This is a genomic window from Aquicoccus sp., from assembly GCF_041686535.1.
Lineage (GTDB): Bacteria > Pseudomonadota > Alphaproteobacteria > Rhodobacterales > Rhodobacteraceae > Aquicoccus.
In genome coordinates this window covers 1-18,416 of record NZ_JAWLDS010000064.1, presented here as the reverse complement: position 1 = coordinate 18,416, position 18,416 = coordinate 1, and the positions used below count along the sequence as shown (strand labels likewise).

General features: G+C 63.2%; 14 protein-coding genes. 10 read left to right on the top strand and 4 right to left on the bottom strand.

The genetic code is table 11. The features are described from left to right. Both ACESL9_RS12675 and ACESL9_RS12670 read right to left on the bottom strand, forming a co-directional pair. A partial coding sequence (locus ACESL9_RS12675; RefSeq protein WP_372674925.1) for a pyruvate carboxylase occupies window positions 1–2,118 on the bottom strand: 2,118 nt, incomplete at its 3' end. A 126-nt stretch (window positions 2,119–2,244) separates the two neighbouring features. After that, window positions 2,245–3,387: an alpha-hydroxy acid oxidase gene (locus ACESL9_RS12670; protein ID WP_372674923.1), complete on the bottom strand. Its 1,143-nt coding sequence runs from the start codon at window positions 3,385–3,387 to the stop codon at window positions 2,245–2,247. Between the two features lie 105 nt (window positions 3,388–3,492). Between ACESL9_RS12670 and ACESL9_RS12665 the strand changes: the two genes are divergently transcribed. Beyond that, complete coding sequence (locus ACESL9_RS12665) at window positions 3,493–5,832, top strand: ATP-dependent helicase (RefSeq protein WP_372611095.1); 2,340 nt, start codon at window positions 3,493–3,495, stop codon at window positions 5,830–5,832. A 385-nt stretch (window positions 5,833–6,217) separates the two neighbouring features. Here ACESL9_RS12665 and ACESL9_RS12660 read toward each other — a convergent pair whose 3' ends face one another. Then, on the bottom strand, window positions 6,218–6,439 hold the full coding sequence (locus tag ACESL9_RS12660; protein WP_372611093.1) for a DUF1127 domain-containing protein: 222 nt from the start codon (window positions 6,437–6,439) through the stop codon (window positions 6,218–6,220). Window positions 6,440–6,688: 249 nt separating this feature from the next. Between ACESL9_RS12660 and ACESL9_RS12655 the strand changes: the two genes are divergently transcribed. The 9 genes from ACESL9_RS12655 to murD all read left to right on the top strand — a co-directional run bounded on the left by ACESL9_RS12655 (window position 6,689) and on the right by murD (window position 17,478). After that, the gene (locus tag ACESL9_RS12655; RefSeq protein ID WP_372611091.1) at window positions 6,689–7,768 is read left to right on the top strand and encodes a P-loop NTPase; all 1,080 of its coding nucleotides are present in this window, start codon (window positions 6,689–6,691) and stop codon (window positions 7,766–7,768) included. Between the two features lie 652 nt (window positions 7,769–8,420). Continuing rightward, on the top strand, window positions 8,421–8,927 hold the full coding sequence (gene mraZ / locus ACESL9_RS12650) for a division/cell wall cluster transcriptional repressor MraZ (RefSeq protein ID WP_372611089.1): 507 nt from the start codon (window positions 8,421–8,423) through the stop codon (window positions 8,925–8,927). After that, entirely contained in the window at window positions 8,927–9,931 is a 1,005-nt protein-coding gene (rsmH, locus tag ACESL9_RS12645; protein ID WP_372611087.1) for a 16S rRNA (cytosine(1402)-N(4))-methyltransferase RsmH, read from the top strand. The genes mraZ and rsmH overlap by 1 nt, the downstream gene beginning before the upstream one ends. After that, window positions 9,928–10,281, top strand: a complete 354-nt coding sequence (locus ACESL9_RS12640) for a cell division protein FtsL (RefSeq protein WP_372674922.1) — start codon at window positions 9,928–9,930, stop codon at window positions 10,279–10,281. Before rsmH ends, ACESL9_RS12640 begins: the two co-directional genes overlap by 4 nt. Next, window positions 10,278–12,059 (top strand): peptidoglycan D,D-transpeptidase FtsI family protein, encoded by a 1,782-nt coding sequence (locus ACESL9_RS12635; RefSeq protein ID WP_372674921.1) that lies wholly within the window; start codon window positions 10,278–10,280, stop codon window positions 12,057–12,059. The genes ACESL9_RS12640 and ACESL9_RS12635 overlap by 4 nt, the downstream gene beginning before the upstream one ends. Before the next feature lie 22 nt (window positions 12,060–12,081). Then, window positions 12,082–13,572, top strand: coding sequence for a UDP-N-acetylmuramoyl-L-alanyl-D-glutamate--2,6-diaminopimelate ligase (locus tag ACESL9_RS12630; protein ID WP_372611081.1), 1,491 nt, complete (start codon window positions 12,082–12,084; stop codon window positions 13,570–13,572). After that, window positions 13,569–14,993: a UDP-N-acetylmuramoyl-tripeptide--D-alanyl-D-alanine ligase gene (locus ACESL9_RS12625; RefSeq protein WP_372674920.1), complete on the top strand. Its 1,425-nt coding sequence runs from the start codon at window positions 13,569–13,571 to the stop codon at window positions 14,991–14,993. The genes ACESL9_RS12630 and ACESL9_RS12625 overlap by 4 nt, the downstream gene beginning before the upstream one ends. Next, on the top strand, window positions 14,994–16,076 hold the full coding sequence (mraY, locus tag ACESL9_RS12620; RefSeq protein WP_372674919.1) for a phospho-N-acetylmuramoyl-pentapeptide-transferase: 1,083 nt from the start codon (window positions 14,994–14,996) through the stop codon (window positions 16,074–16,076). A gap of 4 nt (window positions 16,077–16,080) precedes the next feature. Next, the gene (murD, locus tag ACESL9_RS12615) at window positions 16,081–17,478 is read left to right on the top strand and encodes a UDP-N-acetylmuramoyl-L-alanine--D-glutamate ligase (RefSeq protein WP_372611075.1); all 1,398 of its coding nucleotides are present in this window, start codon (window positions 16,081–16,083) and stop codon (window positions 17,476–17,478) included. A gap of 98 nt (window positions 17,479–17,576) precedes the next feature. On the opposite strand, the gene ACESL9_RS12610 is transcribed toward murD, so the two are convergent. After that, a complete protein-coding gene (locus ACESL9_RS12610; RefSeq protein ID WP_372674918.1) occupies window positions 17,577–18,251 on the bottom strand; it encodes a hypothetical protein in 675 nt (224 codons plus the stop codon). Window positions 18,252–18,416: the final 165 nt, after the last annotated feature.

The following is an 18,416-nucleotide window of genomic DNA, read 5'->3' as shown; positions in this document are numbered from 1 at the left end:
GGCCCCCGCCGCCTCCAGTTCCTTGGCCATGCCAACATAGTATTTCAGATCATACTTTGCCCGATCCGGGTTTAGGATGTCACCGGTATAACAGATTGCCGCTTCGCAGATCCGGTCGTTTTCGATCACGGCGTCCATCGCGACGCGCATGTTCTCGACCCAGTTGAGGCTGTCAAAGACACGAAAAACATCGACGCCGGTTTTGGCGGCCTGTCGCACGAACTCCCGGACCACGTTGTCGGGGTAGTTAGTATAGCCTACGCCGTTGGAGGCGCGCAAAAGCATCTGGGTGAGCAGATTGGGCATGCGCGCGCGCAGGTCGCGCAGGCGCTGCCACGGGCATTCCTGCAAGAAGCGGTAGGCCACGTCGAAGGTGGCGCCGCCCCAGCATTCGACCGAGAAAAGCTGGGGCAGTTTCGCGGCATAGGCGGGCGCGATCTTGATCATGTCGATCGAGCGCATCCGCGTGGCGAGCAATGATTGGTGCCCGTCCCGCATAGTCGTGTCGGTCAGCAATAGCCGATCTTGCGCCTTCATCCAGTCGGCAACGGCCTGTGGCCCCTGTTCATCGAGCAGGTTCTTGGTGCCATAGGGCGCCAGCCCGGCCGGGACATGGGGCGGGCGGGGTGGTTTCGCCCCGGCGGGTGGTTTCGGACGGCCCTGGGTTTCGGGATGGCCGTTGACCGAGATGTCGGCGATATAGGTCAAGACCTTGGTGCCCCTGTCGCGCCGCTTCTTGAAATTGAAAAGCTCGGGCGTTTCGTCGATGAATTTGGTCGTGTATTCGTTCGAAAGAAACGTCGGATGTTTCAACAGGTTCTCGACAAAGGCAATATTGGTCGACACCCCGCGAATGCGAAACTCTCGCAAGGCGCGGTCCATCCTTGCAATGGCCATTTCCGGGGTCGGCGCCCATGCGGTGATCTTGGTCAGAAGGCTGTCGTAGTAGCGGGTGATGACGCCACCGGCATAGGCCGTGCCACCATCGAGTCTAATACCCATGCCCGTGGCCGAGCGATAGGCGGTGATGCGGCCATAATCGGGGATGAAATTGTTCTGCGGATCTTCTGTAGTCACCCGGCATTGAAGCGCGTGCCCGTTAAGTGTGACTTGGTCCTGATCAGGTTTACCAGTCGCTTCCGCGATGGTTTTCCCTTCGGCGATAAGGATTTGCGCACGGACGATGTCGATGCCGGTCACTTCCTCGGTGACGGTATGTTCGACTTGCACGCGCGGGTTCACCTCGATGAAATAGAACTGGCTCGTATCCATATCCATCAGGAATTCGACCGTGCCGGCACATTCGTAATTCACATGCTTGCAGATCTTGTATCCAAGCTCGCAGATCTCGGCGCGTTGTAAATCGCTCAGATAAGGGGCGGGGGCGCGTTCGACGACTTTCTGGTTGCGGCGCTGGACCGAGCAGTCGCGCTCGAAGAGGTGGTACATGCCGCCATGCTTGTCTCCCATTATCTGAACCTCGACATGGCGCGCGCGCATGATCATCTTCTCAAGATAACCTTCGCCATTGCCGAAGGCGGCCTCGGCCTCGCGGCGGCCTTCCAGGACCTTTTCTTCAAGCTCTGCGGGTTCGGCAATCGGGCGCATCCCGCGACCGCCGCCGCCCCAGCTTGCCTTGAGCATTAAGGGATAGCCGATCTTGGCGGCTTCGGCGCGGATCGCGTCCATGTCATCGCCCAGAACCTCGGTCGCCGGGATCACCGGCACGCCGGCCTCGATCGCCACGCGCCGCGCGCTGGCCTTGTCGCCCAATGCGCGCATTGTCTCGGCCCTGGGGCCTATGAAGGCGATCCGGTTTCGATCACAAGCATCAACGAAATCGGGGTTTTCCGAGAGTAGGCCATAACCCGGATGGATCGCGTCTGCGCCGCTTGCCTTGGCCACGCGGATGATTTCATCGATCGAAAGATAGGCGGCCACGGGTCCCAGCCCCTCGCCGATGCGATAGGCTTCGTCCGCCTTGAACCGGTGCAATGACAGCTTGTCCTCTTCGGCGAAGACCGCGACGGTGCGTTTGCCCATCTCGTTGACGGCGCGCATGATGCGAATGGCGATCTCACCGCGGTTCGCAATCAGGATTTTCTGGAATTCGGCCATGTTTTATTGGATCCCTCGAGCCTTGAACGTGCAGGTTCACGCGCATTGCTAGCGTGATGCTGCAGTGCAGCGCAATACACGTGCTGCAATATTACTGCAACATTGCTGGGCTGCGCCGTGTTTCGTTCACGACCGGTCCTGAACAAGGCGCGACGGAAGGTCGGCAAATCGTTCAATGCCCACTTGTCCCATGTTTGACACGATATCGCGGGTGAACATGTCGAGCAGATGGTCGGGGCCGCGCGGACCAAGCGCGGCCAGCGCGTAATGCCACGCCCGGCCCATCATCACGAAATCTGCCCCGAGCGCGAGGGCCCGCAGGATATCAAGCCCGCCATCAATTCCGCTATCGAAGATGATGGGCAGGTCGGTGGCGTCGCGCATCGCGGGCAAAACCTCGATGCTGGCGGGCGCGGCATCGAACTGCCGACCGGCGTGGTTCGAAAGCCAGACCCCATCAACACCTTGATCGGAAAGAGATTTCGCCTCTTCCGGGTTCATCACGCCCTTGAGAACAAGGGGTCCATCCCACGCCTCGCGCAGCGCCGCGAGATAGGCTGCATCGGGCGAGGTGCGCAGGAGATAGCCGATATGTTCGGTCGATGGCAGGGTGCGGTTGTCATTGACATAGGTTTCAATCGTCTTGAGCCGAGGGCGGCCCTGTCTGAGCGTGCCCAATGCCCAGGCAGGGCGTTGCATCACCTGCCACAACAGACGTGGGGTGAGCCGCGGCGGTTGTGTCAGGCCCGAGCGTGTCTGCCGCTCACGGCGCGAGGCGACCGGCACATCGACCGTCATTGCCAGAACCTTGAACCCGGCGTCTTTCACACGTCCTACCAGATCGCGCATTACCCCGGGATCCTTGGGGGGGTAAAGCTGAAACCAGGCATGATCGCCCAGAACCGGCGCGACATCCTCGGGCGTCTGGCTGGCGACGGTGGAAAGGCAATAAGGAATGCCCGCCCGCGCCGCCGTTTGTGCCAAGAGTTTTTCCGCGTTGGGCCAGATCAGACCAGACATGCCAACCGGCGCGATGCCGAAAGGTAGCGCGATTTCATTATCGAAAAGTTTAACCGACAGTTCGGGGGTCATGGCGCCGCGCAAGATCGAGGGGTGAAACAACACCTCGTCGAGTTTCTGGCGGTTGCGGCGCAGGGTCGCTTCGTTGCCTGTTGCGCTGTCCAGATACTCGAACACGAAATGCGGAATGCGTCCGCGCGCACGAGTGACAAGATCGGGAAGGCCCGGGTATTTTGTGTGCAGGTCCATGGGCGTATTTGTTGGCTCCATGGGGGGACTTGTCCACAGAAAACCAAGGGAACAAGGGGCGAACATCCCTTTATCTTGCCGTGACGACGCGTTACTCTTCGCGCCATGAGCAGATTTGAAGACGAATATGAGGTTGCGGCTGCGCCGCTTTCGGCCCAGGCGATGGCGGCGCGTCCGGCTCCCTATCTGGATGAGTTGAACCCTGCCCAACTGGAGGCGGTCGAAGCGTTGGACGGGCCGGTTCTGATGCTGGCGGGGGCGGGAACTGGCAAGACCAAGGCTCTGACCACGCGGATCGTGCACTTGCTCAACACCGGCAAGGCGCGCCCGAACGAGATTCTGTCGGTGACTTTCACCAACAAGGCGGCGCACGAGATGAAGGAACGCGTGGGCCGCCTGTTGGGGCAGTCGATCGAGGGAATGCCGTGGATGGGCACGTTTCATTCGATCTGCGTCAAGCTGCTGCGCCGTCATGCCGAACTTGTGGGCCTCAAGTCGAACTTCACGATTCTCGATACGGATGATCAGTTGCGCCTTTTGAAACAACTGGTTGCGGCGGCCAATATCGACGATAAACGCTGGCCAGCCCGGCAATTGGCGGGGATCATCGACCATTGGAAGAACCGCGCATGGGCACCGGACACAGTTCCGGCAAGCGAGGCAGGGGCGTATAACCACCGCGGCACTGAACTTTACGCGCAATACCAGGTGCGATTGCGCGAACTGAACGCGGTGGATTTCGGAGACCTGTTGTTGCACATGGTGACGATTTTCCAGCGGCATCAGGATGTTCTGGAGCAATATCAACGTTGGTTCCGCTACATCCTCGTCGATGAATACCAGGACACCAACGTGGCCCAGTACCTTTGGCTGCGGCTGCTGGCGGGAGGGCACAAGAACATCTGCTGCGTGGGCGACGATGACCAGTCGATCTATGGCTGGCGTGGGGCAGAAGTGGGCAATATCCTGCGGTTTGAAAAGGATTTTCCTGGCGCCAAGGTGGTGCGGCTGGAACAGAATTACCGCTCGACGCCGCATATCCTCAAGGCCGCGTCCGGGGTGATCCGCGGCAACGAGGGGCGGCTGGGCAAGGATCTGTGGACCGAGGCGGAAGAAGGCGAGAAAGTGCGCCTGATCGGCCACTGGGACGGTGAGGAAGAGGCGCGCTGGATCGGTGAGGAAATCGAGGCGTTGCAACGGGGCACCCGTGGCGTCCGCCCGTTTTCACTGAACGAAATGGCGATACTTGTGCGCGCGTCGCACCAGATGCGGTCTTTCGAAGACCGGTTCCTGACCATCGGGCTGCCCTACAGGGTGATCGGTGGGCCGCGGTTCTACGAGCGGATGGAGATCCGCGACGCGATGGCCTATTTCCGTTTGGTTGTCAGCCCCGGGGATGATCTCGCCTTTGAGCGCATCGTCAATACACCCAAGCGGGGATTGGGAGATGTCGCCCAGCAGAAGATCCAGAAGGCGGCGCGGTCGAACGGTGTGGCACTTTCGGATGGTGCGAGAATCCTGATTGAATCCAAGGGGATCGGGGGAAAGGGTGCCGTAGAGTTGGCGCGACTTGTGGACGGGCTTGACCGGTGGGGCCGGATGATGGGTAGCCCTGAGTTGAGCCATGTGGAACTGGCCGAGATCATCCTGGACGAATCCGGCTATACGCAGATGTGGCAGAACGACAAGACGCCCGAGGCGCCGGGGCGGCTCGAAAACCTCAAGGAATTGGTCAAGGCACTGGAATCTTTTGAAAACTTGCAAGGATTTCTGGAGCATGTCAGCCTGATAATGGACAATGACAGCGATGAGCAGGACGAGAAGGTCTCGATCATGACGTTGCATGCGGCCAAGGGGTTGGAGTTTCCGGCGGTGTTCCTGCCGGGATGGGAGGACGGGTTGTTCCCGTCGCAGCGCTCCATGGATGAAAGCGGGATCAAGGGATTGGAGGAGGAGCGCCGCCTCGCCTATGTCGGGATTACCCGGGCGGAGGAGGTTTGCACGATAAGTTTTGCTGGAAACAGAAGGGTTTACGGGCAATGGCAAAGCCAGATGCCGAGCCGGTTCATCGATGAATTGCCGCAAGAGCATGTCGAGGTTCTGACGCCACCCGGATTATACGGGGGCGGCTATGGCGCGGCGGCGTCAGGCGGGGTCGAGACGCGCGCGGCCGAGGCCAATGTCTATAATTCTCCCGGCTGGCGGCGGATGCAGGCGCGATCTCAACAACGGCCCGTAAGCCAGCCGAAAGAAACGAGAAACCAGGTCATAGATCTTGAGGCGATCAGCAGTCATACGGTGGGAGAGCGGGTGTTTCACCAGAAATTCGGCTACGGGAAGATCACCGGCATCGAGGGTGACAAGCTTGAGATCGAGTTCGAAAAAGCCGGGGTGAAGAAGGTGGTCGCGCGCTTTGTCAGCGGGGCCGACGATATCCCGTTCTGAGAAAAGTTAACGGGCCTTTTCGTTGAAAAATCGGGGGGTGATATCCGTCTGACATTCGGCTGCCGCCCGGCTGCCGGGGTCTGCCGCCTGCTCATGACGTTTGATCAGGTAAATGTGGCGTGCGCTGGGGGTTCGGCAGGCCAGGGGCAACCGCCGAGCGGTGATGCTGGCGTATTGGGGTATCAGGCTTTCGGAAAAGAAAACGGCGGCACTCAGGGAGGAGGAGAGGGTGCCGCCGTCTCTTACATGCGGCAGGGTCTGGGAGGAGGAGCGACCCCGGCGCAATTCTCTAATATGGGCGGCGACGGGATCTGGGAGGAGGAGCGATCCCGCCGCCTGATCAGATGAACCCCAGGGAGGAGGAGAGGGGCCTCTGAATTCAAACTCAGTTCTGCGATCCGTAGACCGCCTCGTAGGCTGCCGAGCGGATATTGCTTCGGCAAAGACCGATCTCGGCCAGGTCGCGGGCATTCAACCCGCCAAGTTCCGCCAGCGTACGGCGGTAGTGGCGGTAAAGGTTGAACCGTTCGACCAGTGCCTCGACATGGACAGCCAGACCTGCCAGCCCGTGATGGGGTGCGGCTTGAGTGTTGCCTGCGAATGCCATGTTGTTGCCTTTCCGGATCGTGTCTTCGTTTCGTTGAGACCAATATAGCCCGATGCTGCAGTTGCACAATGATCGAATTTTCAATGCTGCCATGCAGCATTTGCATAGTTGACGCAAGGGAAATCGCGATTGATCTCAATGAGTTGCGTTATGGCGCTGATGCAATTCCGGGCGCTGGACTTGCGGATTGCACAAAAAGGCGCAGTTATGATGCATCTATGGATCACAACCACGTCACAGGGGAAGAAAATGAGTGCAATGCGCGAAAACATCCTGAACGCGCTGGACCGACTCCAGCTGCCTGACGGGGGGAGCCTGGTCTCGCGCGATATGATTCGGGCGCTGTCGGTGGAGGATGGGCGGGTACGATTCGTCATCGAGGCGGCCAACAGCGAGGATGCGCGCAAGATGGAACCGGTCCGTGTGGCGGCGGTGAGTCTGGTGGAGAAATTGCCGGGGGTCGCGGGAGTGTCGGCAGTGCTGACCGCGCACGGCCCGGCGCAACCCGCCCAGAAGGCGCCACCGCCGGATCTCGAGATCGGGCGGCACCCCAGTCCGCAGGCGGCGAAGATCAAGCCGGCCGGGGTCAAGCGGATCATCGCGGTCGGATCGGGCAAGGGCGGTGTCGGAAAATCGACGGTAAGCGCCAACCTCGCCGTCGCGCTGGCGCGGGCCGGAAGGCGGGTGGGCCTGCTCGATGCCGACATATACGGGCCGAGCCAGCCGCGGATGATGGGGCTCACGGGCAAGCCGCAGGCCAGTGCCGACAATCAGCTTCTGCCGCCCGAGGCCCATGGCGTGAAGGTCATGTCGATCGGGCTGATGCTGGAAGAAGGACAGGCGGTGATCTGGCGCGGGCCGATGCTGATGGGCGCGTTGCAGCAATTCATGTCCGAGGTGGCATGGGGCGATCTGGACGTTCTGATCGTCGACCTGCCGCCGGGGACGGGGGATGTCCTGCTCACGTTGGCGCAGAAGAGCGTGTTGGACGGGGCGATCATGGTCTCGACGCCGCAGGACGTGGCGCTGCTCGATGCGCGCAAGGGGATCGACATGCTCAATCGACTGGAGGTGCCGATTATCGGCCTGATCGAGAACATGAGCGTCTATGTCTGCCCGAAATGCGGCCACGAGGAGCATGTGTTCGGTCAGGGTGGTGTCGCGGCCGAGGCCAAGAAGATCGGCGCGCCGCTCCTGGCGCAATTGCCCATCGACCTTGAGACCCGGTTGGGGGGTGACTCCGGTCGTCCTGTCGCGGCGGGCGCGGGCGTCATGGCGGAAGCTTACGAGCGCCTGGCCGGGCGGCTGACCGAGGCCGGGGTGATCTGACCCGGCCGCGATATGGGAAATCGTGGGCCGCGTCATGGGAATAGATGGGCCTGCCCCATGATCTGGCTGCGATTCATCGAATCAACTGGCGGGAGCGGCGTGAATCAGACGTGATTCGCGCCGTTTTTCATGGATGTTGCACGAGGAAGAGGTTGCTTCCAGGCGCATGAGGTGGATTTTCTGGGAAATCGTGGGATATTTTTAGCTTGCTTATCTCATACCATATTTAGTCGTTATGGATGTATTCACCCGCTAATTACGGTGTTATTTGAGGTGAGTGCCCCTTCAAATTCTGACTTTCGGTGAGACCTGAAAGAGGAGATTGAGGGTGGTTCCCGCAGAAAACAGTTGAAACCCATGATTTCCCATGGCATCCCTATAGACACGATGAGGACGGGATCAAGGGGCAAATCAAGACCCCGAACAAAACTCCCAAGTCAGGTTTCATACAGGCACCCGCTTTCATCGCACAATGAGATCCGGCGCGCGGGCGAGCAGACATCCCCCCAGGTGGCGCGCGCAGTCGGACACCCCGCACAAGCGGGACGAGGGCGGCGGATTGAACAGTGGCAGCAGTTCAATCCGCCGTTTTCTCGTTAAAGGCCCTGGAATCCGTTTCGGGGCGAGGCAGGACAAGAGGGACCATGGGACAGTGACCCGCAGGTTCAGAGGCGAGAGCCACCACAAGGTGGATGCGAAGGGCAGGGTGTCGATCCCGGCCTCGTTTCGCCGTGTCCTGGAGGCGGGCGACCCGGACTGGACCGAGGGGCTCAACCCCAACCTCGTGATCGTCTATGGCGACCACCGACGCAAATTCCTTGAATGCTACACGATCGAGGCGATCGACGAGGTGGATCGCAAGATCGACAGCCTGCCGCGCGGGTCGAAAGAGCGCAAGATCCTCCAGCGTCTCTATCACGGGCAGAGTTTGCCCACGAATGTCGACGAAACGGGGCGGCTGGTGCTGCCGGCGAAGCTGCGCGAGAAAATCGGGTTGGAGAACGAGGCGTTCTTCATCGCCGCGGGCGATACGTTCCAGATCTGGAATCCCGAGACCTATGAGCGTGAGGAGATGGCCGAAACCGAGGCCTGGCTGGACGAGCAGCCCGAGGATTTCGACCCGCTGATCTTTCTTGACCAGGTGCGGGGTGACGAATGATGGCACCCGCTGCCCGTGCCCAGGATGATGCCCCCCATATCCCTGTTCTGCTGCGCCCGCTCTTGCGGGCGGTTTCACCTGTAACGGGTGTGTGGCTTGACGGGACATTCGGCGCGGGCGGCTATGCGCGCGCTTTGCTGGAGGCCGGGGCAGACAAGGTGATCGGGGTGGACCGTGACCCGGCAGTGTTCGAGATGGCCGAAAGCTGGGCCGGGGATTATGGCGCGCGGCTCGAGCTGGTGCAGGGGCGGTTTTCGCAGCTCGATGAATATGGTGCCGATCTCGACGGCGTGGTGCTGGATTTGGGGGTGAGCTCGATGCAGCTTGACCAGGCCGAGCGCGGGTTTTCCTTCATGGCCGAGGGGCCGCTCGACATGCGGATGAGCCAGGCGGGGCCGACTGCCGCCGACATCGTCAACGGTGCGGACGAGGGGGCGCTGGCCGATATCCTGTTTCACTATGGCGAGGAAAGGGCCAGCCGGCGGATCGCGCGCAATATCGTGCGGGCACGGGCCGAGGGACCGATCGAGACCACGCTGCAACTGGTCGCGATCATCGAGAGATCGCTGCCCCGCCCGAAACCGGGCCAGAGCCATCCGGCGACGCGCACCTTCCAGGCGCTGCGGATCGCGGTGAACGACGAATACGGCGAACTGGTCGCCGGGCTGGAGGCGGCGGAACGGGCGCTGAAACCCGGCGGACAATTGGCGGTGGTGACATTTCACTCGATCGAGGACCGGATCGTGAAGCGATTCTTCGCCGAAAAATCCGGTGGCGCTGGCGGTGGTGGCAGCCGCCATGCCCCCCTGCAGAAGAAACCGGCGCAGTTCGAGGTCAAGACGCGCAAGGCGATCGGGCCGGATGAGGCCGAACTGGCCGAGAACCCCCGCAGCCGCAGTGCCAAGCTGCGCGTGGGGCGACGCACCGCGGTCCCGGCCGAGCCGGTGGACCGCGCCGCGATCGGCATGCCGCAACTGGGAAGAACGGGGAGACGAGGGCGATGAAGACCCTGTTGAAGGCGATAACGGCGGTCGTGGTCATCGGGCTGGCCTTCTGGGCCTATCACGAGAACTATCGCACGCAGGAGGCGCTTTCGAAGACCGAGCAGTTGCAAAGCGACATTGGCGTGGCGCGGTCGCGCCTGGCGATGCTGCGCGCGGAATGGGCCTATCTCAACCGGCCGGACCGGTTGCGGGAATTGGCGGACATCAATTTCGATCGCCTGGGCCTGTTGCCGCTCTCGCCCGAGCAGTTCGGGCGAATCGACCAGGTGGCCTATCCTGCCGCGCCCGCCGCGCCGGTCCTGGATTTTGAGAATGCCATCGATGTATCGGCAGAGGAGGCCGACCCATGATCCGAACGCCGCTGCGCCCGCTGGCGCGCATCCTCGAAGCCCGCGCCAAGGGTGAAAATCCGGATGTCATCGAGCGCGAGAACACCCGGTTGCGCCACGAAGAAATGCGCGACCAGACCCGCGCCCGGTCCGAGGGCCGGCTGCTGGTCCTGGGTGTGATTTTCCTGTGTGCCTATGCGGTGATCGGGGTGCGTATGGGCGTCATGGCCAGTTCCGAACCCGAGGAACCACGTGCCCGGGCCGAAGGCAGCCATATCGTCGCGCAGCGCTCCGACATCGTCGATCGCCGTGGGCGGGTCCTGGCCACCAACCTGGAAACCCACAGCCTTTATGCGCAGCCGCCACAGATGATCGATCCGGTGCGGGTGGCCGGGGCGCTTGCGGAGATATTTCCCGATCTGGACGAGGAGCGGCTCGTGCGCGATTTCACGGGCAAGCGCAAGTTCGTCTGGATCAAGCGCAAGATCAGCCCCGAGCAGAAACAGGCGGTGCACGACATCGGCGATCCCGGGCTCTTGTTCGGTCCGCGCGAGATGCGGCTCTATCCCAATGGCAAGCTGGCCAGCCACGTGCTGGGCGGCGCGTCCTTTGGCAGGGAAGGCGTGGACGCGGCCGAGCTGATCGGTGTCGCGGGCGTCGAAAAGGTGTTTGACGACTTCCTGCGAGATCCGAGCGAAGAGAGCAGGCCGTTGCAATTGTCGCTCGACCTGACCGTTCAGGCGGCGGCCGAGCAGGTGCTCTGGGGTGGCATGAAGCTGATGAATGCCAAGGGTGCGGCCAGTGTTTTGATGGACGTGCATACCGGTGAGGTGATCAGCGTCGTGAGCCTGCCGGATTTCGATCCGAATGACCGCCCACGCGGACCGACCGAAGGGGCGCCTGACGACACGCCGCTGTTCAACCGGGCGGTACAGGGAGTTTACGAGCTTGGCTCGACTTTCAAGATTTTCACCGTGGCGCAGGCGCTTGAGCTGGACCTGGTCGAGCCCTCGACCATGGTTGACACGAGTGGCCCTCTCAGGTGGGGCAGGCACAGGATCCGCGACTTCCGCGACTACGGTGCTGAACTCACTGTCGAGGACGTGATCGCCAAGAGCTCGAATGTCGGCACGGCGCGCCTGGCCCAGAAGATCGGCGCCGAGGAACAGCGCGCGTTTCTGGCTGCGTTGGGTCTTCTGGAGCGCACACCGGCCGAGATCGTCGAGGCCAGCGGTAGCACGCCGCTTCTGCCCAAGAAATGGTCCGAGATTTCTGCGATGACGATTTCCTATGGTCATGGGATCTCGGTCAGCCCGATGCATCTGGCCGCTGGCTATGCGGCGATTGCCAATGGTGGAACCAGGATCAAGCCGACGCTGTTGAAGCGCGACGGGCGCCAGGACGGGCCGCGCGTGATGCGCCCGGAGGTGGCCGCCGCGGCGCGTGACATGCTGCGCAAGGCCGTCACCGACGGCACGGCGAGTTTCGGGGATGTGCCGGGCTACGTGGTGGGTGGCAAGACGGGCACCGCCGACAAGCCGACACCGCAGGGCGGCTATTACGAGGACAAGGTGATCGCGAGTTTCGCCACGATCTTTCCAGCGCATGATCCGAAATATGTGCTTGTGCTGACGCTCGATGAGCCCGAGACCTTCGCGTTGGACGAGGTCCGGCGCACGGCGGGCTGGACGGCCGTGCCGGTAGCGGCGGAGATGATCAACCGACTGGCCCCCCTTCTGGGGTTGAGACCGCAGCTTGAGCCCGGGCAATTGGCTGGTATAACGCTCACGTCGAATTGACCCACAAAAGGGGAACGGGCAGATGGGTGGCGGGCAGCAGGTCAAGACCTTAACCGAACTGGGCCTGACCGCCCGGGGCGGACGCGAAGCGCGGGTCACGGGTCTTTCGGTCGACAGCCGTGACGTGAAGGATGGCCATCTCTTTGCCGCCCTGCCGGGCACCCGGGTCCATGGTGGCGAATTCATTCAATATGCGCTGCGCATGGGTGCGGCGGCGGTCCTGACCGATGTGGCGGGCGCGCGCATCGCCGCGCAGGAGCTGGCCGCGAGCGATGCGGTGCTGATCGTGAGCGAGGATCCGCGGCAGGTTCTGGCCTATACCGCCGCCTTGTGGTTCGGGTTGCAACCCGAAACCATGGTGGCCGTGACCGGCACCAACGGCAAGACCAGCGTCGCGACATTCACCCGGATGATCTGGACCGAGCTGGGCGAGGAGGCGGTGAACCTTGGTACCACCGGGGTCGAGGGGGTCTGGAGCGCGCCACTTGCCCATACCACGCCCGAGCCGATCACGCTGCACCGCACGCTGGCGGCGGCAGCGCGCGAAGGGGTGAGCCATGCGGCGATGGAGGCGTCGTCGCACGGGCTGGCACAGCGGCGGCTGGACGGGGTGCACCTTGCGGCGGCGGGGTTCACCAACCTGTCGCAGGACCATCTCGACTATCACGCCAGTTTCGACGAGTATTTCGAGGCCAAGGCGGGCCTGTTCGATCGTGTCCTGCCCGAGACCGGTGTGGCGGTGATCAATATCGACGATCCGCGCGGGCCGGACATGGCGGCAATCGCCGCAGGGCGCGGGCAGCGGGTGATTGCCGTGGGTCGGACCGAAAGCGCCGATCTGCAGCTCATGGCGCAACGCTTTGACACGACGGGGCAGGAGGTCTTTTTTTCCTGGGACAAGAAGCGGTTTCGTAGCTACCTGCCTCTGATTGGCGGCTTCCAGGCCGAGAACGTGCTGCTGGCTGCGGGGCTGGTCATTGCCTGCGGAGCAGAGCCCGAGCGGGTGTTCGAGACTCTGGAGCACCTGACGGGCGTGCGTGGGCGGATGCAGCTGGTTGCGCGCCGCGCCAACGGGGCGGCGGTTTTTGTCGATTACGCGCATACGCCCGAGGCGGTGGCCACCGCCCTGCGTGCCTTGCGCCCGCACGTGGCGGGACGGATCGTGGTGATCGTCGGCGCGGGCGGGGACCGGGACCGGGGCAAGCGCCCGCTCATGGGGCGGGCGGCGGCGGATCATGCCGATGTGGTGATCGTGACCGACGACAACCCGCGCGGCGAAGACCCCGCCTTGATCCGCGCGGCGGTGATGGAGGGGTGCCCCGATGCCTACGAGGTGGGCGACCGGGCCGAGGCGATCCTGCGCGGGGTGGATCAGCTCGAACCCGGGGACGTTCTGCTGATCGCGGGCAAGGGCCACGAAAGCGGCCAGATCATCGGCGAGGACGTGTTGCCCTTTGACGATGCCGAACAGGCAAGCGTGGCGGTGGCCGCGCTGGAAGGGCGGTCGGCATGACGCTCTGGACAGCGCAAGAAGCGGCAACGGCCACCGGCGGCCGGGCACGGGGAGATTGGGCGGTCGCGGGCGTGTCGATCGACACGCGCAGCCTCGCACCCGGCGATCTCTTCGTGGCACTCAAGGATGTGCGCGACGGGCACGATTTCGTGCCGCAGGCGTTGGAAAAGGGTGCGGGGGCGGCGATGGTGTCGCACGTTCCGGAAGGTGTGCCCCCGGATGCGCCGCTGTTGATCGTCGAGGATGTCCTGCCCGCGCTCGAGGCGCTGGGCGGTGCCGCGCGGACGCGCAGCACCGCCCGGGTGGTTGCCGTGACCGGATCGGTCGGCAAGACCTCGGCCAAGGAGATGCTGCGCGAGGTGTTGCAGGGGCAGGGCCGCACCCATGCCGCCGAAGCGTCGTTCAACAATCACTGGGGGGTGCCGCTCACATTGGCGCGGATGCCCGCCGACGCCGAGTTCGCCGTGATCGAGATCGGCATGAACCATCCCGGCGAGATCGCACCGCTGGCGCGGATGGCGCGGCCGCATGTGGCACTGATCACCACCGTTGCCGCCGCGCACCTGGAAGCCTTCGAGTCGATCGAGGGCATCGCCCGTGAAAAGGCGGCGATTCTGGACGGGCTGGAGCCGGGGGGCGTTGCGGTGCTCAATGCCGATATCGGCACGGCGGCGATATTGCAGGACAAGGCCCGCGCGGTCGGTGCGCGGATGGTGCTTTTTGGCGAGACATCCGACGACTACCGGCTTGAAAGCGTTCGTCTTTCGGATGATCGCACGGTCTGCGAGGCGCGGGTGCATGGTGCGCCGCTTCTCTACAAGATCGCCAGCCCCGGGCGGCACCTTGCGATGAACGGTTTGGGCGTTCTGGCCGCGGCCGAGGCGCTGGGTGCCGATCTCGGGGTCGCGGTGGGCGACCTGGCGCGTTGGCAGCCACCGGCGGGGCGCGGCACGCGCGAGCGGATCGTTCTCGATGCGGGCGTGGGCGCCGAGTTGAGCCTGGTCGACGATGCGTTCAATGCAAATCCCACCTCGATGGCGGCGGCGCTGGAGGTGCTGGCGGCGGCCGAACCCGGCGATGCGCGGCGCGGCCGGAGTATTGCCATCCTGGGCGACATGCTCGAACTGGGGCCGGGCGAGGCCGATGACCACGCCGCGCTCGCGCAACTTGACGCCATGGCCTGCGTTGACTTGGTGCATTGTGTCGGGCCGCGGATGCGGCGCCTATACGAGGCGCTGGAGCCCTCGCGGCGGGGTCTCTGGGTGGAGAGCGCCGAGGAGATGGTGGCGCAACTGCGCAAGCTGCTCGACGCGGGCGACGTGGTATTGGTCAAGGGATCGAAGGGGATCAAGGTGAGTCGGGTTGTTGACGCGATCCGCGAAATGGGCCAACGGACCCGATCAAACAAGAGGAACGCCTGAATGCTCTATTGGTTGACCGCTTTTTCGGAAGGCGGGGATGTCTTCAACCTGTTTCGATACATCACCTTCCGGGCGGGCGGGGCGTTCCTGACCGCGCTCTTGTTCGGGTTCATCTTCGGCCCGCCGCTGATCAACGTGCTGCGCCGCCGCCAGGGCAAGGGGCAGCCCATTCGCGAGGATGGGCCAGAAGGCCATTTCGTGAAGGCCGGGACCCCGACGATGGGCGGCTTGCTGATCGTGGGGTCGCTGCTGACCTCGACGCTGCTCTGGGCGCGGCTCGACAATCCGTTCGTGTGGCTCGTGCTGTTCGTGACGATGACGTTCGCCGCGATCGGATTTGCCGATGACTATGCCAAGGTGCGCAAGCAGGATTCCTCAGGCGTGCCGGGCAAGGTGCGGTTATTGCTGGGTTTCGCGATCTCGGCTATCGCCGCGTCGTGGGCGACGATGTATCATCCCGAGGCGCTGCAACATCAGCTGGCGGTCCCGGTTTTCAAGAATGTCCTGATCGACATGGGGCTGCTTTTCATTCCGTTCTCGATCATCGTGATCGTGGGGGCTGCCAACGCGGTGAACCTCACCGACGGGCTCGACGGGCTGGCGATCATGCCGGTGATGATCGCGGCCGGAACGCTGGGCGTGATCGCCTATGCGGTGGGGCGGGTCGATTTCACCGAGTACCTCGACGTGCATTACGTGCCCGGAACCGGCGAGATCCTGATCTTTTCCGCCGCGCTTTTCGGCGGTGGGCTGGGGTTTCTTTGGTATAACGCGCCGCCCGCGGCGGTGTTCATGGGCGATACCGGCTCGCTGGCGCTGGGCGGGGCGCTGGGGGCGATCGCGGTGGCCACCAAGCACGAAATCGTGCTGGCGATCGTGGGGGGGCTTTTCGTGGCCGAGGCGCTGTCGGTGATCGTGCAGGTGCTTTATTTCAAGCGCACCGGCAAGCGGGTGTTCCTGATGGCGCCGATCCATCACCACTATGAGAAGAAGGGCTGGGCCGAGCCGCAGATCGTGATCCGGTTCTGGATCATCTCGCTCATCCTCGCGATGATCGGTCTTGCCACGCTGAAGGTGCGGTGAGCCGATGATCGCCGTGCGCGGATACGAAGGCAGGCGCGTGGCCGTCCTGGGGCTGGGGCGCTCGGGGCTTTCGGCGGCGCGGGCGTTGCGCGCGGGCGGGGCCGAGGCCCTGTGCTGGGATGACAACCCGGCGGCGCGGGAGGTGGCGGAAGGTGAGGGCTTCCAATGTGTTGACCTTGGCGCGCCCGGTGCCTTCGAGGGCGTTGTCAGCCTGATCCTGAGCCCGGGTATCCCGCATCTTTACCCCGCGCCCAACCGCGTGGTGCGCGCGGCCTGGGAGGCGGGGGTGCCGGTGGACAACGATATCGGCCTCTTCTTTCGCTCGCTCGGGGCGGCGGACTGGGGCGGGTTCGACACTGTGCCCAAGGTGGTGGCGGTAACCGGGTCGAACGGGAAATCGACCACGGCGGCGCTGATCCATCATGTGCTGGCCGAGGCGGGGCGCGCGGTCGAGCTTGCGGGCAATATCGGGCGCGGGGTTCTGGACATCGACCCGCCGGGGGATGGTGGGGTCGTGGTGCTGGAGCTCAGCTCCTACCAGACAGATCTCGCGCGGGCGCTGACCCCGGATGTTGCTGTTTTCACGAACCTTTCGCCCGATCACCTGGATCGGCACGGCGGCATGGGCGGCTATTTCGCGGCCAAGCGGCGGCTCTTTGCCGAGGGGGGGCCGGATCGCTGCATCATCGGGGTGGACGAGGACGAGGGGCGATACCTGGTCAACCAGTTGTCGGAAGGGCCGGGGGATGACCGGGTGATCCCGGTCTCGGTCGAGCGCAAGCTGACCGGGCCGGGCTGGCATGTCTTTGCGAAGAATGGGTTCTTGGCGGAATACCGCAAGGGGCGGCAGGCCGGGTCGATCGACCTGCGAAAGATTGCCGGGCTGCCGGGTGCGCATAACCACCAGAACGCCTGTTGCGCCTACGCGGTGTGCCGGACGTTGGGGTTGGCGCCGCGGGAAATCGAGAAGGGTTTTCAGAGCTTTGGCGGTTTGCCGCACCGGTCGCAGATCGTGGGCGAGAAGGACGGCGTGCGGTTCGTCAATGACAGCAAGGCCACGAACGTGGATTCGGCGGCCAAGGCGTTGAAAGCCTTCGGGAATATTCGCTGGATCTGTGGCGGGCTGGAGAAGGAAGGCGGGATCGCCGCGTTGCTTGAGGTCACCGGGTCGGTGGTCAAGGCCTATGTGATCGGGCGCGAGGCGGCCGGGTTTGCCGTGCAATTACAAGGGGTTGAGGCAGAGGTTTGCGGCGACATGGCGCGCGCCGTGCGCCGCGCCGTGGAAGAGGCGCAGCCGGGCGAGGTGATCCTCCTGGCCCCGGCGGCAGCGTCCTTCGATCAGTATGACAGTTTTGAGAAACGTGGCGACGACTTCATGGCCGAGGTCGCCAAATACCTGTAATGCGTTTCGGGAAAAACCTGCATCGCCAGTACCCAGCCGCGCTTTGCGCTCTCGGGATATTGGCGATACGATTTGTGTCATCTATTCCTCGAAACGCTTCAATGACAAATGCCCTTTCTCTCCGCGCCGTCCCACGGGATGTGGACGGTATCGGGAATACGCAGCCGGTCGAGCGGGAACACCCCGTCGAGCAATCCCCTGAGCCGTGCGGTGCGCGGTGCGTCGGGGTCGAGCGCGGTGCAGCAGACATATTCCTCGACAATGCTGGCCTGTTGCTCGAACGCGTAGTCAAGAAACCGCGTTTCGGTTGAGATATCGTAAAGATAGGGATCGGATTTGAAATCGTGCTCGTTGGCGGCGCGGATCGGGGAATATCCGGTGATCTCGCGGTTCTGCCATTGCCAGACATGGGTCATCTCATGGGCGAAAAGCATGGCGGCGAAGAGGTGCATTTCCTCGGGGTAGCCGTGGAGATAATCGTTTGAATAGAAGGGTTTGGCAAAGAAAATCCGGTTGTGAAGCGCAAGCGCGGCGGGGCCGACGGTGACGGTTTCGGTGTCGGGCTCGGGCCAGATGCGCTCGCGGCAGGCAAGGCGCGGGCGTTTGGGGCGCTTGTAGGTGATTTTCTCGACGATGGCCCCGTCGTGAAAGCGGATGATGTCGGTGTCGGCCGTGTCGCCAAAGATCTGATCCGCAAAGGTTTTTTCCGCTTCGCTGAGCGGGCGGGCGGCGCAGGCGGCAAGGATGAGACAGAGGAGAAACGCGACTCGCATGGGGGGAGTTTATGGGCTGTTGCGGCACCGCGCGAGGGGGTTAATGGGGCTGTGAGGCGGAAATCGGGTGGGGGTGATTTCCGGGTGCTGCCCGGCTGCCGGGCGTGCACCGCCGTGGTTAGGCATGTGTTAATGGTTTCATTGGTTAACGGGGCGGGCGCTTCC

Bases quoted from the DNA above. Each gene is read 5' to 3' on its own strand.
- ACESL9_RS12670 (WP_372674923.1), bottom strand. From the start codon at position 3,387: ATGGACCTGCACACAAAATACCCGGGCCTTCCCGATCTTGTCACTCGT.
- ACESL9_RS12635 (WP_372674921.1), top strand. From the start codon at position 10,278: ATGATCCGAACGCCGCTGCGCCCGCTGGCGCGCATCCTCGAAGCCCGC.
- ACESL9_RS12660 (WP_372611093.1), bottom strand. From the start codon at position 6,439: ATGGCATTCGCAGGCAACACTCAAGCCGCACCCCATCACGGGCTGGCA.
- ACESL9_RS12640 (WP_372674922.1), top strand. From the start codon at position 9,928: ATGAAGACCCTGTTGAAGGCGATAACGGCGGTCGTGGTCATCGGGCTG.
- ACESL9_RS12625 (WP_372674920.1), top strand. From the start codon at position 13,569: ATGACGCTCTGGACAGCGCAAGAAGCGGCAACGGCCACCGGCGGCCGG.
- murD (WP_372611075.1), top strand. From the start codon at position 16,081: ATGATCGCCGTGCGCGGATACGAAGGCAGGCGCGTGGCCGTCCTGGGG.
- rsmH (WP_372611087.1), top strand. From the start codon at position 8,927: ATGGCACCCGCTGCCCGTGCCCAGGATGATGCCCCCCATATCCCTGTT.
- ACESL9_RS12610 (WP_372674918.1), bottom strand. From the start codon at position 18,251: ATGCGAGTCGCGTTTCTCCTCTGTCTCATCCTTGCCGCCTGCGCCGCC.
- ACESL9_RS12665 (WP_372611095.1), top strand. From the start codon at position 3,493: ATGAGCAGATTTGAAGACGAATATGAGGTTGCGGCTGCGCCGCTTTCG.
- ACESL9_RS12630 (WP_372611081.1), top strand. From the start codon at position 12,082: ATGGGTGGCGGGCAGCAGGTCAAGACCTTAACCGAACTGGGCCTGACC.
- ACESL9_RS12655 (WP_372611091.1), top strand. From the start codon at position 6,689: ATGAGTGCAATGCGCGAAAACATCCTGAACGCGCTGGACCGACTCCAG.
- mraY (WP_372674919.1), top strand. From the start codon at position 14,994: ATGCTCTATTGGTTGACCGCTTTTTCGGAAGGCGGGGATGTCTTCAAC.